The 15,506-nt window shown below is 68.0% G+C and carries 15 protein-coding genes; 11 read left to right on the forward strand and 4 right to left on the reverse strand.

The features are described 5' to 3' along the window. Nucleotides 1-21: 21 nt before the first annotated feature. Nucleotides 22-258 carry a hypothetical protein gene (locus tag QUC20_RS06050; RefSeq protein ID WP_396652150.1) on the reverse strand — a complete coding sequence of 79 codons (237 nt, stop codon included), beginning with the start codon at nucleotides 256-258 and terminating at the stop codon, nucleotides 22-24. A 60-nt stretch (nucleotides 259-318) separates the two neighbouring features. On the opposite strand from QUC20_RS06050, the gene QUC20_RS06055 reads away from it, so the two are divergent. The 11 genes from QUC20_RS06055 to QUC20_RS06105 all read left to right on the forward strand — a co-directional run bounded on the left by QUC20_RS06055 (nucleotide 319) and on the right by QUC20_RS06105 (nucleotide 12,169). Further along, a complete protein-coding gene (locus tag QUC20_RS06055) occupies nucleotides 319-744 on the forward strand; it encodes a MarR family winged helix-turn-helix transcriptional regulator (protein ID WP_434543664.1) in 426 nt (141 codons plus the stop codon). Between the two features lie 73 nt (nucleotides 745-817). Continuing rightward, the gene (uvrA, locus tag QUC20_RS06060; RefSeq protein WP_120262939.1) at nucleotides 818-3,703 is read left to right on the forward strand and encodes an excinuclease ABC subunit UvrA; all 2,886 of its coding nucleotides are present in this window, start codon (nucleotides 818-820) and stop codon (nucleotides 3,701-3,703) included. Nucleotide 3,704: 1 nt separating this feature from the next. Beyond that, nucleotides 3,705-5,603 (forward strand): excinuclease ABC subunit UvrC, encoded by a 1,899-nt coding sequence (gene uvrC / locus QUC20_RS06065; protein ID WP_289331249.1) that lies wholly within the window; start codon nucleotides 3,705-3,707, stop codon nucleotides 5,601-5,603. 78 nt (nucleotides 5,604-5,681) lie between these two features. Continuing rightward, the gene (gene rapZ, locus QUC20_RS06070; protein WP_289331481.1) at nucleotides 5,682-6,512 is read left to right on the forward strand and encodes an RNase adapter RapZ; all 831 of its coding nucleotides are present in this window, start codon (nucleotides 5,682-5,684) and stop codon (nucleotides 6,510-6,512) included. 40 nt (nucleotides 6,513-6,552) lie between these two features. Next, nucleotides 6,553-7,530, forward strand: a complete 978-nt coding sequence (whiA, locus tag QUC20_RS06075; protein ID WP_023951475.1) for a DNA-binding protein WhiA — start codon at nucleotides 6,553-6,555, stop codon at nucleotides 7,528-7,530. Between the two features lie 155 nt (nucleotides 7,531-7,685). Next, entirely contained in the window at nucleotides 7,686-8,306 is a 621-nt protein-coding gene (locus QUC20_RS06080) for a superoxide dismutase (protein WP_120262937.1), read from the forward strand. A 137-nt stretch (nucleotides 8,307-8,443) separates the two neighbouring features. Then, entirely contained in the window at nucleotides 8,444-9,448 is a 1,005-nt protein-coding gene (gene gap, locus QUC20_RS06085) for a type I glyceraldehyde-3-phosphate dehydrogenase (protein WP_094261864.1), read from the forward strand. A gap of 5 nt (nucleotides 9,449-9,453) precedes the next feature. Further along, nucleotides 9,454-10,668: a phosphoglycerate kinase gene (locus QUC20_RS06090; protein ID WP_289331250.1), complete on the forward strand. Its 1,215-nt coding sequence runs from the start codon at nucleotides 9,454-9,456 to the stop codon at nucleotides 10,666-10,668. Continuing rightward, a complete protein-coding gene (tpiA, locus tag QUC20_RS06095; protein ID WP_120262935.1) occupies nucleotides 10,659-11,447 on the forward strand; it encodes a triose-phosphate isomerase in 789 nt (262 codons plus the stop codon). Before QUC20_RS06090 ends, tpiA begins: the two co-directional genes overlap by 10 nt. A 117-nt stretch (nucleotides 11,448-11,564) precedes the next feature. Next, complete coding sequence (gene secG, locus QUC20_RS06100; RefSeq protein WP_036304945.1) at nucleotides 11,565-11,813, forward strand: preprotein translocase subunit SecG; 249 nt, start codon at nucleotides 11,565-11,567, stop codon at nucleotides 11,811-11,813. Further along, a complete protein-coding gene (locus QUC20_RS06105) occupies nucleotides 11,813-12,169 on the forward strand; it encodes an RNA polymerase-binding protein RbpA (protein WP_120262934.1) in 357 nt (118 codons plus the stop codon). The genes secG and QUC20_RS06105 overlap by 1 nt, the downstream gene beginning before the upstream one ends. A 74-nt stretch (nucleotides 12,170-12,243) precedes the next feature. Here the strand turns inward: QUC20_RS06105 and pgl are convergent, their stop codons facing one another. The 3 genes from pgl to zwf are packed head-to-tail and all read right to left on the reverse strand — an operon-like array spanning nucleotide 12,244 to nucleotide 15,504. Then, entirely contained in the window at nucleotides 12,244-13,017 is a 774-nt protein-coding gene (gene pgl, locus QUC20_RS06110) for a 6-phosphogluconolactonase (protein WP_120262933.1), read from the reverse strand. 1 nt (nucleotide 13,018) lies between these two features. Beyond that, a complete protein-coding gene (locus tag QUC20_RS06115) occupies nucleotides 13,019-13,960 on the reverse strand; it encodes a glucose-6-phosphate dehydrogenase assembly protein OpcA (protein WP_289331251.1) in 942 nt (313 codons plus the stop codon). Then, entirely contained in the window at nucleotides 13,957-15,504 is a 1,548-nt protein-coding gene (gene zwf / locus QUC20_RS06120) for a glucose-6-phosphate dehydrogenase (RefSeq protein ID WP_120262931.1), read from the reverse strand. The genes QUC20_RS06115 and zwf overlap by 4 nt, the downstream gene beginning before the upstream one ends. Nucleotides 15,505-15,506 lie beyond the last annotated feature (2 nt).

A 15,506-nucleotide genomic window follows, 5' to 3' on the forward strand; every position in this document is an offset into this window, starting at 1 on the left:
TGCGCCGACCGACGCGCTCGCTCAGCGCGGGCAGTGCAGCAGCGGCTTCGGTCCGGTGCGGTCGACGTCGTGTTCGGTCATGGGGTGGCCGCACAACGGGCACGCACGCCCCGTGCGTTCGGGTTCGGGCTCGGTCTCGTAGGGCCCGACCGACGCGGGGCCGGCTGCGCGGATGAGGCGCGAGTTGAGATAGGCGTACCAGCCGCCCGCCTCGCGGACGCGCGTGCGAAGGGGAGGGCGACGGTCGTGCTCGGTCATGATCATCAGTGTACTAACGATTAGGGCATATAGGATACGAGCGTGGACTCCGCTGACGACATGTTGAAGCTCGACAACCAGCTCTGCTTCGCGCTGGTGACCGCCGCCCGGAACGTCGTGGCCATCTATCGGCCGATCCTCGAGCCGCTCGGCCTGACCCATCCGCAGTACCTGGTCATGCTCGCGCTGTGGGAAGCGTCACCGCAGGCGCTGGGGGAGCTGGCATCGGATCTCGCGATGGAGCCGGCCACGCTGTCTCCGCTCGTCAAGCGCCTCGAGAGCCAAGGGCTGGTGACGCGCACGCGTCGTCAAGGCGACGAGCGCGTTCTCGAGATCGGACTCACGGCCGACGGCCGCGCGCTGCGCGCCGATGCCGTGCACGTGCCCGACCAGGTCATGGCGGCGGTCGGCATGACGGTCGACGACGTGACGGCGCTGCGCGATGGGCTGCAGCCGTTCGCCGGCCGACGGATGCCGCGGCAGTAGTCGCATCTACCGCACGAGTGAGCCCAGGGCGAACCTCGGAGCCGGTGTCGGAGGCCCCACCTAGACTTGTGCGGTGCCCATCGTCCCCGTCGCTTCCTCATCGAAACTCAGCGTCCGCGGAGCCCGCGTCCACAACCTCAAGGACGTGGACCTCGACATCCCGCGCGACAGTCTCGTCGTCTTCACCGGCCTGTCCGGCTCGGGCAAGTCGAGTCTCGCCTTCGACACGATCTTCGCCGAGGGCCAGCGCCGCTACGTCGAATCGCTGAGCGCTTACGCCCGGCAGTTCCTCGGGCAGGTCGATCGCCCCGACGTCGACTTCATCGAGGGGCTCAGCCCAGCGGTGTCGATCGACCAGAAGTCGACGAACCGCAACCCGCGTTCGACGGTCGGCACGATCACCGAGATCCACGACTACATGCGCCTGCTGTGGGCACGCATCGGCGTACCGCACTGCCCCGAGTGCGGTGAGCGGATCCAGCGTCAGACGGTCCAGCAGATCGCCGATCAACTCATGGAGCTTCCCGAGCGCACCCGGTACCAGGTGGTGGCACCGGTGGTGACGCAGAAGAAGGGCGAGTTCGTCGACCTCTTCAAGGAGCTGAGCGCGAAGGGCTACGCACGTGCCGTCGTCGACGGCGACGTGGTCTCGCTTGCCGAGCCGCCGACGCTGAAGAAGAGCTACAAGCACGACATCGCGGTGGTCGTCGACCGCCTCGTGGCCGGTCCGGATCTGCTCGGCCGTGTCACCGACTCCGTCGAGACGGCGCTCGCCCTCGCCGGCGGTGTGATCAAGATCAACTTCGTCGACGAAGAAGGCGATGCCGCGTGGCAGAGCTTCAGCGAGAAGCTCGCCTGCCCCAATGGGCACGCACTGCAGCTCACCGAGATCGAGCCGCGCACCTTCTCGTTCAACGCGCCGTTCGGCGCATGCCCGACGTGCTCGGGCCTCGGTACCCGGATGTCGGTCGACGCCGAGCTCATGCTGGGCGACGAGGAGCTCTCGATCGCCGAGGGCGTCCTGCTGCCGTGGACGACTCAGGGCAAGGGACTCTTCCAGTACTACGAGCGACTCCTCGAGGGGCTCGCGGCCGACCTGAAGTTCTCGTTGAAGACGCCCTGGCGTGACCTGCCCGAGGATGTCCAGGACGCTGTGCTGCGCGGCGAGAACTACAAAGTCACGGTCAAGTGGAAGAACCGCTATGGACGTGAGATGCGCTACGCCTCCGGCTTCGAAGGCGTCATCCCGTACATCGAGCGCCAGTACCTCCAGGCCGAGACCGACACGCAGCGTCAGCGCTGGGCCGAGTACCTGCGCGAGGTTCCGTGCCCGGCGTGCGACGGCGACCGGCTCAAGCCGGAGGTGCTCGCCGTCCTCGTCCACGAGCGCTCCATCGCCGATGTCGCGCGTCTGAGCCTCGCCGAGGCCCAGACGTACTTCAACCACCTCGAGCTCACCGATCGCGAGGCCAAGATCGCCGCGGCGGTGCTGCGAGAGATCCGCGCCCGGCTCGACTTCCTCATCGAGGTCGGGTTGAACTACCTCAGCCTGGGCCGGGCGGCCGGCTCGCTCTCGGGTGGCGAGGCGCAGCGAATCCGCCTGGCGACGCAGATCGGGTCGGGACTCACGGGTGTTCTCTACGTCCTCGACGAGCCCTCGATCGGACTCCACCAGCGCGACAACCGGCGTCTCATCGACACACTCGTCAAGCTGAAGAGCCTGGGCAACACGCTGATCGTCGTCGAACACGACGAAGAGACGATCGCCGCCGCCGACTGGGTCGTCGACATCGGGCCGCGTGCCGGCGTCGAGGGCGGAAACGTCGTTCACTCCGGCCCCTACGACGCGCTGCTCGCCGACGAGAACTCCATGACCGGCGACTATCTGTCGGGGCGTCGCTCGCTCGAGACGCCCACCAAGCGCCGCAAGATCGACAAGAAGCGGATGCTGACGGTCGTGGGTGCCCGTGCCAACAACCTGAAGAACGTCACGGCGGAGTTCCCCCTCGGCGTGCTCACCTCGGTGACGGGCGTGAGCGGGTCGGGCAAATCGACCCTCGTCAACGGCATCCTCTACGAGGTGCTGGCGACACGCCTGAACGGTGCGCGCCGCGTCGCGGGCAAGCACACCCGTGTGACCGGGCTCGACAACCTCGATAAGGTCGTCCACGTCGACCAGGCGCCGATCGGTCGCACGCCGCGATCGAACCCGGCCACCTACACCGGCGTCTTCGACCGCATCCGGACGCTGTTCAGTGAGACGCCCGAGGCGAAAGTCCGCGGCTACCTGCCCGGCCGCTTCTCGTTCAACGTCAAGGGTGGTCGCTGCGAGGCGTGCTCGGGCGACGGCACGCTCAAGATCGAGATGAACTTCCTGCCCGACGTCTACGTCGACTGCGAGGTGTGTCACGGCAAGCGCTACAACCGCGACACTCTCGCCGTCCACTACAAGGGCAAGAACATCGCCGAGGTCCTCGAGATGCCGATCTCGGAAGCGGCGGAGTTCTTCGAGCCGATCCAAGCGATCCACCGTTACCTGAAGACGCTCGTCGACGTCGGGCTCGGTTACGTCCGGCTCGGCCAGTCCGCCACGACGCTGTCCGGCGGCGAGGCGCAGCGTGTCAAGCTCGCGACGGAACTGCAGCGCCGCTCGAACGGCCGCAGCATCTACGTGCTCGACGAGCCCACGACCGGTCTGCACTTCGAAGACGTCCGCAAGCTCCTCGAGGTCCTCAACGGGCTCGTCGACAAGGGGAACACCGTCATCACGATCGAGCACAACCTCGATGTGATCAAGGCGTCCGACTGGATCATCGACCTCGGCCCCGAGGGCGGAGCCGGCGGCGGGACGATCGTTGCCACCGGCACACCCGAACAGGTCGCGGGGGTCGCCGAGAGCCACACCGGACAGTTCCTCGCCGAGATCCTGGGGGCCCCGGCGGCGCGCAAGGCGGGCTGACGTGGCGAACGTCCTCCCGTACCGACCCAAAGCGGGCGAGATCCCCACCGACCCCGGCGTCTACCGTTTCCGCGATGCGGAAGGGCGGGTGCTGTACGTCGGCAAGGCGAAGAACCTGCGGGCGCGCCTGTCGAACTACTTCGCGCCGCTCCACACCCTGCACGAACGCACCCGCCGCATGGTCACGACGGCGGCATCGGTCGAGTGGACGGTGGTGGCGACCGACGTCGATTCGCTCCAGCTGGAGTACATGTGGATCAAAGAGTTCGATCCGCCGTTCAACGTCCGCTACCGCGACGACAAGTCGTACCCGTTCATGGCGATCACCCTCGCCGACGAAGCGCCGCGGGTCATCGTCACCCGAAACCGGCGGATTCCCGGCGCGAAGTACTTCGGCCCCTATCCCAAGGTCTGGGCGGTGCACGAGACGATCGACCTGATGATCAAGGTCTTCCCGATCCGCACGTGCAGCGATTCGTCCTACAAGAAGGCGATGGCCTCGGGGCGTCCTTGCTTCCCCGGTCAGATCGGCCGCTGCGGCGGTCCGTGCTCGATGAAGGTCACCATCGAGGAGCACCGGGCGATGGTCGACGATTTCGTGGCGTTCATGTCGGGCGGTGACCAGCGTTTCGCTCGAGACCTGACCGCGCGCATGCGCGAGGCCGCCGCGGCGATGGACTACGAGTCTGCCGCCGTGTACCGCGACAAGCTGCAGGCGATCGATGCCGTCCTCAACAAGAGCGCGCTCGTGCTCGACGACGACATGGATGCCGACCTCTTCGGTATCGCCGAGGACGAGCTGGCCGCTGCCGTCCAGCACTTCGTCGTGCGCGGCGGCCGTATCCGCGGTGTCCGCGCGACGACGATCGAGAAGGAGATCGACATCTCGGGCGCCGATCTGGTCGATCAGGTGCTCCAGCGCACATATGGGGATGCTGCCGCCGCCGACATCCCACGCCACGTCTTCGTCCCGACACTGCCCGGCGACGCAGGAGAGCTGGAGCAGTGGCTCCAGACGCGCCGTGGCAAGCGTGTGACGATCCAGGTCGCGCAGCGCGGGCGCAAGGCCGACCTGATGAAGACCGCGAGCATCAACGCCCAGCAGGCCCTGATGCTCCATAAGACGCGCCGCACGAGCGACTACGTCGCGCGCAGTCAAGCGCTGACCGATCTGCAGGAAGCCCTCGGTCTCGACGAGGCTCCGTTGCGGATCGAGTGCTACGACGTCTCCCACCTGTCGGGCACCAACGTGGTCGCCTCGCTGGTCGTCTTCGAGGACGGGCTGCCCCGGAAAGACCAGTACCGCATCTTCGGTGTCAACGAGACGACGGATGACACCGACTCGATGTACCAGGTGCTCACGCGTCGCCTCGCCTACCTCGACCGACCCGATGAGGACGACGAGCCCATGCCCGACGCGACCGCAGACGGCGAGGTCGTCACAGCACGCAAGCGGCCCCGGTTCGCCTACCGCCCGCAGCTGCTGGTCGTCGACGGCGGCAAGCCACAGGTGGAGGCCGCGGCTCGCGCGCTCGCGGACGCCGGCCACACCGAGATCGCGCTCTGCGGCATCGCGAAGCGTCTCGAGGAGATCTGGCTGCCGGGGGAGGAGTACCCCGTGATCCTGCCGCGCACATCCGAGTCGCTCTACCTGCTGCAGCGTCTTCGCGACGAGGCGCATCGCTTCGCGATCGTCCATCAGCGCAAGCGCCGCAAACGCGACATCGCATCGGTGCTCTCCGAGGTCCCGGGGCTCGGGGCGGCGCGCATCAAGGCGCTGCTACGCCATTTCGGCTCGGTGTCGAAGCTCAAGCAGGCCACCCCCGAAGAGATCCAGGAGCTACCGGGCATCGGGCCGCGCTTGGCCGATGCGATCCATCGGCACCTCGCGGACGGATAGGCTGGACGTCGGCGAGCGACAGGGGTGGTGACGGTGACCGACGAGGTTCCGGCGGGCGAGATTCTCATCGTCACGGGTATGTCCGGGGCCGGACGAACGACGGCGGCGAACGCCCTCGAAGACCTCGGCTGGTATGTCGTCGACAACCTGCCGCCGCAGATGCTGCGCCCGCTCCTGGAGCTCAGCGAGCTCGCGGGCAATGCGTTGCCGCGCGTCGCCGCGGTCGTCGACGTGCGCGGCGGTGAGCTGTTCGCCGCGCTGCCCGACATCACGCGGGCGTTGCGGCACGGGCGGGCTCTGCGGATCCTTTTTCTGGACGCGGCCGACGAGGTGCTCGTGCGCCGATTCGAGTCGGTGCGCCGACCGCACCCGTTGCAGGGCGACGGCACGCTGGTCGACGGAATCCGCCGCGAACGCGAACGCCTCGCCCCTATCCGCGAGAGCGCCGACGTCATCGTCGACACCTCGCGCGACAACATCCACCAGCTTGCGACCTACATCGCCGACCTGTTCGCCGACGACGGGGCAGCGCGGCACACCGTCACCGTCATGAGCTTCGGATTCAAGTACGGCCTCCCGCCCGATGCCGACCTCGTCGCGGACATGCGCTTCCTCCCGAATCCGTTCTGGAATCCCGACCTCAAGGCCCTCACCGGCGAAGACGAGGCAGTGCGTGACGAAGTGCTCTCGCACGACAACGCGCGCGAGTTCATCGATGCCTACGCCGCTGCCCTCGCCCCGGTCATGCGGGGCTACCAGGAGGAGAACAAGCGGCACTCGGTGGTTGCTGTCGGCTGCACCGGCGGCAAGCACCGCTCCGTCGTGACCGCGCGCGAGCTGGCTCAGCGGCTGTCCGGGCTCCCGGGTGTGGCGGTGCGACTAAAACACCGCGACCTCGGTCGCGAGTAGGCTGTTCCTTCGTCCCCCGAACCCCTGCCGAAGGAGCGCCGTGCCGCTGACCGCTGACGTCAAGACCGAGTTGGCTGCGATGCGCGACCCTCGACCCGCCGCGCGGGTCGCCGAGGTGACCGCGATCCTGCGCTTCGCGGGCGGTCTGCACTCGATCGCGGGCCGGGTTGCCGTCGAGGCCGAGGTCGACTCCGAGATCCTCGCGCGCCGCGTGGCCCGAGAGCTCGTCGAGATCTACGGCGTACGCCCCGAGCTGGCGCGCATCCAAGCCTCCGGCGGACGCGATGGTGCGACGTTCGCGGTCCGCGTCCGTGAGGGCGGTGAGACCCTGGCGCGCCAGACCGGCCTTCTCGACCAGAGGCGCCGACCGGTGCGCGGGCTCCCCAACCGCCTGACCACCGGATCCCGTCCCGACCTGGCCGCGCTGTGGCGCGGTGCCTTCCTCGCCGCCGGATCACTCTCGGACCCCGGCCGTTCGGCCGCCCTCGAGATCTCGTGCCCGTCGCCGGAGGCCGCCATGGCGCTCGTCGGTGCGGCTCACCGCCTGGGTATCGCAGCGAAGGCGCGCGAGGTCCGCGGGATCCCGCGCGTGGTCGTCCGCGACGGCGAAGCCATCCGTCAGACGCTCGCCGAGATGGGCGCCACCCGCACAGCGGACACTTGGGATCAGATGCGCCAGCGTCGCGAGGTGCGCGCCGGCGTGAACCGTCTCGTCAACTTCGACGACGCGAACCTGCGCCGCTCCGCGCAGGCCGCCGTCGCAGCCTGCGCGCGAGTCGAGCGCGCTCTCGAGATTTTGGGCGACGAGGTGCCGGACCACCTCAAGCAGGCGGGTGATCTGCGTCTGGCGCACCGCGACGCGAGCCTGGACGAGCTCGGCCACCACGCCGACCCGCCGCTCACCAAGGACGCGGTCGCGGGGCGCATCCGGCGCCTTCTCGCCATGGCCGACAAGAAGGCCGCCGCCGAAGGGTTGCCCGACACCGAGTCGGCGGTCCCCGCAGGTCTTTCCGACTGACCGGTCGCCGCCGCGTTACACCGCATTCCGAACGGGAAGCAACGGGGTGTGCAAAGCGTTGCCCCTCAATAGGATGAAAACGTCCACGAGGTGCGCGGTCGCGCGCCTTCGACAGCACGAGCCGCGCGCTGCGCGGTGCTGACAGGAGATAGAGAATGCCGAAGTACACCCTTCCCGAGCTCCCATACGATTACGCGGCCCTCGAGCCGCACATCAGCGGCAAGATCATGGAGCTCCACCACTCCAAGCATCACCAGGCTTACGTGACGGGCGCGAACACCGCCCTCGAGCAGCTCGCGGAGGCTCGCGAGACCGGCAACCTCGCCAACGTGAACAAGCTCGAGAAGGACCTCGCGTTCAACCTCGGCGGACACGTCAACCACTCCATCTTCTGGACGAACCTGTCGCCCGAGGGCGGCGGCGAGCCCGAGGGCGAGCTTCGCGCGGCGATCGACGAGTTCTTCGGCGGCTTCGACAAGTTCCAGGCCCACTTCACCGCCGCAGCCACAGGCATCCAGGGCTCCGGCTGGGCCGTGCTCAGCTGGGACCCGATCGGCGCCCAGCTGATCATCCAGCAGCTGTTCGACCAGCAGTCGAACACCGCACAGGGAACCGTCCCCATTTTCCAGCTCGACATGTGGGAGCACGCCTTCTACCTCGACTACCTCAACGTCAAGGCGGACTACGTCAAGGCCGCGTGGAACATCGCCAACTGGCAGAACGTCGCCGAGCGCTTTGTGACGGCTCGGGAGAAGACGGCCGGCCTACTCGCGTAGTAGGGTCATAAACAGGTGAGGATGCCGGGCTCCTCCCGGCAACGGGAGCCGAACCCGGCATCCTCTTCTTTTTCACCAGATCGCGTTTCGGTCAGCCAGCACGGGCTTTTCCGGCGCGACAAGAAACGGGAGACATCGTGTCTGTCAAGATCGGCATCAACGGCTTCGGCCGCATCGGACGCAACTACCTCCGCGCCGCCCTCGCTCAGGGCGCGGACCTCGAGATCGTGGCGGTGAACGACCTCACCGACAACAAGACCCTCGCCCACCTGCTCAAGTACGACTCGATCCTGGGTCGTCTGGACGCCGAGGTCACGTACTCGGAGGACTCGATCACGGTCGGCGGCAAGACCATCAAGGTCTTCGAAGAGCGCGACCCCGCCAACCTCCCCTGGGGCGAGCTGGGCGTCGACATCGTCATCGAGTCGACCGGCCGCTTCACCAACGCCGAGGACGCCAAGAAGCACATCGCGGGCGGCGCCAAGAAGGTTCTCATCTCGGCTCCCGCCAAGGGCGAGGATGGCACGTTCGTCATCGGCGCCAACGAGGATCTGTACGACCCCGAGAACCACAACGTCATCTCGAACGCGTCGTGCACGACCAACTGCCTCGCGCCGCTGGCCAAGGTCCTCAACGACGAGTTCGGCATCGTCAAGGGCCTCATGACCACGGTCCACGCGTACACCGCCGACCAGAACCTGCAGGACGGCCCGCACAGCGACCTGCGTCGCGCCCGCGCCGCCGCCCTCAACATCGTCCCCACCTCGACGGGCGCCGCCAAGGCCATCGGCCTGGTCCTCCCCGAGCTGAAGGGCAAGCTCGACGGCTTCGCTCTCCGCGTGCCCGTCCCCACCGGGTCGGCCACCGACCTCACGGTCGAGCTCGAGCGCGAGGTCACGGTCGAAGAGATCAAGGCCGCATACAAGGCTGCCGCCGAGGGACCGCTCAAGGGCATCCTGAAGTACACCGAGGACGAGATCGTCTCGAGCGACATCGTCACCGACGACCACTCCTGCATCTTCGACGCCGGCCTGACCCGCGTCATCGGCAACCAGGTCAAGGTCGTCGGCTGGTACGACAACGAGTGGGGCTACTCTAACCGCCTCGTCGACCTCACCGAGCTCGTCGCCAGCAAGCTCTGACGACCATGGCTCTGCGAACCCTCGATTCGCTGGGCCCGCTCGCAGGAAAGCGCGTCATCGTCCGTGTTGACTTCAACGTCCCCCTGAAGGACGGAGTCATCACGGACGATGGCCGCGTGCGTGCGGCATTGCCCACCATCGACCACCTCATCGGCCAGGGAGCTCGCGTCATCGCGTGCTCGCACCTGGGCCGCCCCGACGGTTCCCCCGACCCCAAGTACTCGCTCGAACCCGTCGCGCAGCGTCTGTCCGAGCTGCTCGGCAAGCCCGTCGCCTTCGCCGGCGACACGGTGGGCGAGTCGGCGCAGCAGGTCGTCTCGTCGCTCGGCGACGGCGACGTCGCGGTGATCGAGAACCTCCGCTTCAACGCGGGTGAGACGTCGAAGGACGAGACCGAGCGTCGCGCCTTCGCCGAGCAGCTCGCCGCCCTCGGCGACGTGCTCGTCTCCGACGGCTTCGGTGTCGTGCACCGCAAGCAGGCCTCGGTCTACGAGCTCGCGGAGATCCTTCCGTCGGCCGCCGGTTTCCTCATCGAGAAGGAGGTCGACGTCCTCGACCGCCTCACCGAGAACCCGGAGCGTCCGTACGCGGTCGTGCTCGGCGGGTCGAAGGTCAGCGACAAGCTGGGTGTCATCGAGCACCTTCTGCCGCGCGCCGACAAGATCCTCGTCGGCGGGGGCATGCTGTTCACGTTCCTGGCCGCGCTGGGAGACAAGGTCGGAAAGAGCCTCCTCGAGAGCGACCAGCTCGAGACGGTGAAGGGCTACATCGCCACGGCGAAGGAGCGCGGCGTCGAGCTCGTGCTCCCCGTCGACGCAGTGATGGCCTCCGGGTTCGCCGCGGATGCCGACCACGTGGTGGCCGCGGCTGATGCGCTGGAGGACACCGCGTTCGGCGCCGACGGCATGGGCCTCGACATCGGGCCGAAGACGGCGGAGCTGTTCGCCGAAGCCATCCGCAGCTCGCGCACGGTGTTCTGGAACGGTCCGATGGGCGTGTTCGAGATGCCGGCGTTCGCCGCGGGTACGCGCACGGTCGCTCAGGCGCTCACCGAGGTCGACGGCCTGTCCGTCGTCGGCGGCGGAGATTCCGCGGCCGCGGTGCGTCAGCTCGGGTTCTCCGACTCGTCGTTCGGTCACATCTCGACCGGCGGCGGCGCGTCGCTGGAGTTCCTGGAGGGCAAGAAGCTGCCCGGTCTGGAGGTGCTCGGATGGGCATGAATCGTATGCCCCTCATCGCGGGCAACTGGAAGATGAACCTCGACCACCTGCAGGCGGTGGCGTTCGTGCAGAAGCTGCACTGGACGCTGAAGGACGCCAAGCACGAGGACGACTCCGTCGAGGTGGCGGTCTTCCCGCCGTTCACCGACCTGCGCACGGTGCAGACCCTGCTCGACGCCGACAAGATCGCGTTCGCCCTCGGCGCCCAGGACCTCTCGACGAAGGACTCCGGCGCGTACACCGGTGAGATCTCGGGAGCGTTCCTCAAGCAGCTCGACTGCCGCTACGTGATCATCGGTCACTCCGAGCGGCGCGAGTACCACGCGGAGACCGACGAGGTCGTCGCGGCCAAGGTGCAGGCGGCCCTGCGTCACGGACTCGCTCCCGTGATCTGCGTGGGCGAGACCGCGGAAGACCTCGAGAAGCACGGCGCATCGGCTGTTCCGGTGGCGCAGCTCGAGACCGCTCTCGCTGGCGTGGCGGCGGATGCCGACATCGTCGTGGCGTACGAGCCGGTCTGGGCGATCGGCTCGGGCCAGGCCGCGACGCCGCAGCAGGCGCAGGACGTGTGCGCGAAGCTCCGCGAGGTCGTCGGATCGGTGCTCGGCGCGGACGCCGCCGCGCGCACCCGCATCCTCTACGGCGGATCGGTGAAGTCGGGGAACATCGCCGGCTTCATGCGCGAGCCCGATGTCGACGGTGCCCTCGTCGGAGGCGCGAGCCTCGTCGCAGACGAGTTCGCAGCGATCATCCGCTACCAGAAGCACGTCGGCGTGTGACGTCGTACGGCCCGGCGACCAACTACAGGTCGCCGGGCCGTACGCGTATCCGCGCAGGTGCTGGATATACTTGACCCTCGTGCGATCGGAACGATCGCCGGAAAGGTGACGACCACCGTGCAGATCCTCGAGTTCGTGCTGCAGGTGCTTCTGGGCATCACCAGCCTGCTCCTGACGTTGCTGATCCTGCTCCACAAGGGGCGTGGCGGCGGCCTGTCCGACATGTTCGGCGGCGGGATGAGTTCCGCGATGGGCTCATCGGGCCTCGCCGAGCGCAACCTCAACCGGTTCACGATCGTCCTCGCCCTGGCCTGGTTCCTCTCGATCGTCGCCCTCGGGCTCATCACGAAGTTCACGGTGCTCTGATGGCCACCGGAGGCAACGCGATCCGCGGCACCCGTGTCGGCGCCGGCCCCATGGGCGAGCAGGACCACGGTCACCACGCTGATCGCGTGGCGATCTCGTACTGGGACGCCCTCGGCAACGAGACCGTGCGCTACTTCGCCGCCGGTATCGCCGACGACGAGATCCCCGAAACGATCGACTCGCCCCATTCGGGGCTGCCGGCCGGCCGCGACAAGGCGAATCCGCCCGCTGTCGCCAAGACCGAGCCCTACAAGACCCACCTCGCCTACGTGAAGGAGCGGCGCACCGACGAGGAAGCCGAGCAGCTCCTCGACGAGGCGCTGCAGCAGCTTCGCGAGCGCCGCGGACTCAACTGACGCGACACCGTCGCGACGAACGAAGAGAGCGGATGCCACGGCATCCGCTCTCTTCGTTCGTGTCGTCGACGGTGTCAGTACTGGTCGTCGATGAGCTCCGGCGGCACCTGCGACGCCGTCGCCTCGTCGGTGAACAGGATCGTCCGGCGGGTGCCCTTCGCCCCGGCCGCGGGGACACTGTGATAGCTCGCACCGGCGAGGGCGAGGCCCAGTGCCGCCGACTTGTCGGGCCCGGCCAGCACCATCCAGACGCGCTTGGACGCGTTGATCACGGGACGAGTCAGGGTCACGCGGTCAGACGGCGGCTTCGGCGACTCGTGGACGGCTGCGACCGCGCTGTCGGTGATCCGGATCTCGCCGCGGTCGGGGAACAGCGACGCGATGTGACCGTCGGGACCGACGCCGAGGAAGCAGATGTCGAAGACGGGCCAGGCGACGTCGTCCGCTCCCGCAGCGGCGAGTTCCGCCGCGTAGGCGGTCGCGGCAGCTTCGGCATCCGGCACCTCGTCGGACGCGGCGATCGGATGCACGTTCTCCGCGGGGACGGCGATCGTGTCGAGGAATGCCCGGCGAGCGATCGCCTCGTTCCGGTCATCGCTCTCGCGCGGCACGAAACGTTCGTCGACCCACCAGAAGTGGACGCGTGACCAATCGACGCTGTCGCGATCGGTGTGGGCCCCCAGCCGTTCGAGCACATCGCCGATGATCCCGCCGCCGGCGAGTCCGACGTTGACGGTTCTCCCGTCCGCACCCCACTTCGCCACGCGATCGAGAAAGCGCGATGCGATGGAGCCCGTGAGGGTGTCGACGTCGGGGCTGATGACGACGCGTTTCTCGGCGGTGGGCATCTCAGGCGTCTCCTGCCGGTGAGCGGTGCAGCTGCGCCCAGCCGTCGGTGATGACACGGCCGTACAGGACATCGGGTCCGAGACGCCGTAGCTCTTCGGCGAGGCACTCGCGGAGCGTGCGGCGGGGGAGGACGAGGTCGTGCGACGGCTGGCCGGGCTGGGTCAGGGTGGCGTCGACCGTCGACGTCCGCTCGAGCAGGACGTCGCCGCTCGGGCGCTTCAGGCGCACGCTGCGGATGCCGTGCTCCCATTCCTCGCGAGGGGCATATTGCCAGTTCACCGTAACATCGAGCATCAGGCACAGCCACGCGGCGAGCAGGCCCGTCGACGGGGAGCTGCCGCTTCCGATGACCTCGACCTCGGTCACGGCGTCGTAGGGCGGCTGATCCAGCACGGCGGCGAGCTGCTCGCGCCAGTGCGTCAGACGGGTCCAGGCGAGATCGGTGTCGCCGGGCGCGTAGCCTGCACCGAGAGCGGCGAGTCGTCCGCTGTCGTAGGGAAGGGTGGCAGCATCCGTGATGCGGCGCTGCGCGATGCGGCCGATGGGGGACTGCGACGGGTCTGCCGGCGGGTGATCGGGCCACCATGCCACGACGGGGGCATCAGGAAGCAGCAGGCCCGTGATGAGGGCCTCGTCGTTGCTTGCTGCTCCGCCGCTGGCGCGCAGGACGATGACCTCGCTCGCGCCGGCGTCGCCGCCCACCCGGATCTGCGCGTCGAGCTTCGACTCGCCATCCGGGTTGGTGATCAGCACGATCACGCGCATGGGATGCTCGCGGGACGCGTCGTTCGCGGCCTCGATCGCGTCTTCTTCGAGTCCGTGCGAGGTCGCGATGACCAGTGTGAGCACGCGGCCGAGGGCGACCGCGCCGCCCTCCTCTCGCACGTTGACGAGTTCGCGGGCGATCTTCGACACGGTCGTGTCGGGCAGATCGACGATCATGGACGCCTCCAGACGCGGCCGTCGCGGGCCAGCAGCTCATCTGCGGAAGTGGGACCCCAGGAGCCCGGGGCGTACTGTTCGAGCGGGCCGCCCTGCTTCGCCCAGAACTCCTCCACGGGGTCGAGGATCCGCCACGACAGCTCGACCTCTTCGTGGCGCGGGAACAGCGGCGGGTCTCCGAGGAGGACATCCAGGATCAGGCGTTCGTACGCCTCTGGGCTCGACTCGGTGAACGCGTGGCCGTAGCCGAAGTCCATCGTGACGTCGCGAACCTCCGTGGCGGCGCCCGGGACCTTCGACCCGAAACGGATCGTGACGCCCTCATCCGGCTGAACCCGGATGACGAGGGCGTTCTGCCCGAGCTCGGTCGTCTGGTTGCGCAGGAACAGATGCTGCGGCGCACGCTTGAACACGACGGCGATCTCGGTGACGCGCCGGCCGAGACGCTTGCCCGTCCGCAGGTAGAACGGCACGCCCGCCCACCGCCGTGTGGCGATGTCGACCTTGATGGCCGCGTACGTCTCGGTCGTGGACTCCGGGTTCATGCCGTCTTCGGCGAGGAAGCCGGTCACCTCTTCGCCACCCTGCCAACCGCCGGCGTACTGACCGCGAGCGGTCGCCGTCGACAGATCGTCGGGCAGCTGGACGGCCGCCAGGACCTTCTCCTTCTCGGCACGAAGGTGGTTGGCCTCCATGGAGATGGGCTCCTCCATCGCCGTCAGCGCGAGGAGCTGCAGCAGGTGGTTCTGGATGACGTCGCGCGCTGCACCGATGCCGTCGTAGTAACCGGCACGCCCGCCGACGCCGATGTCCTCGGCCATCGTGATCTGCACGTGGTCGACGTAGTTCGCGTTCCAGATCGGCTCGAACATCTCGTTCGCGAAGCGAAGGGCGAGGATGTTCTGCACCGTCTCTTTGCCGAGGTAGTGGTCGATGCGGAAGATCGAATCAGCCGGGAAGGCCACTTCGAGCGCGGCGTTCAGCTCGCGTGCCGTCTTCAGGTCGCTGCCGAACGGCTTCTCGATGACCACGCGCCGCCAGGTGTCGGCGTCGGCGTGCTCGTCGACCAGGCCCGAGTCCTTCAGCTGCTTCGCGACGATGGGGAAGTCCTTCGGCGGGATCGACAGGTAGAACGCGTGATTGCCCATCGTCCCGCGATCCACGTCGAGCTTCTCGACGGTCTCGCGCAACCGGCTGAACGCGTCGGCGTCGCCGAACTCGCCCGAGACGAAGCGGATGCCCTGAAGGAGCTGCTTCCACGTCTCCTCCCGGAACGGCGTGCGGGCGTACTGCTTCACCGCGGAGTGCACGACCTCGGCGAAGTCCTGGTCCTCCCAGTCGCGTCGGGCGAACCCGACGAGGGCGAACCCCGGGGGCAGCAATCCGCGGTTGGCGAGGTCGTACACGGCGGGCATGAGCTTCTTGCGCGACAGGTCGCCGGTGACACCGAAGATCACCAGGGCGCTCGGCCCCGCGATGCGGTTCATACGACGGTCGTCGGGATCGCGCAGAGGGTTGTGGGCGCGCGAGATCTCCACGGTCATGG

Origin of the sequence: Microbacterium arborescens (assembly GCF_030369635.1) — a bacterium.
Lineage (GTDB): Bacteria > Actinomycetota > Actinomycetes > Actinomycetales > Microbacteriaceae > Microbacterium.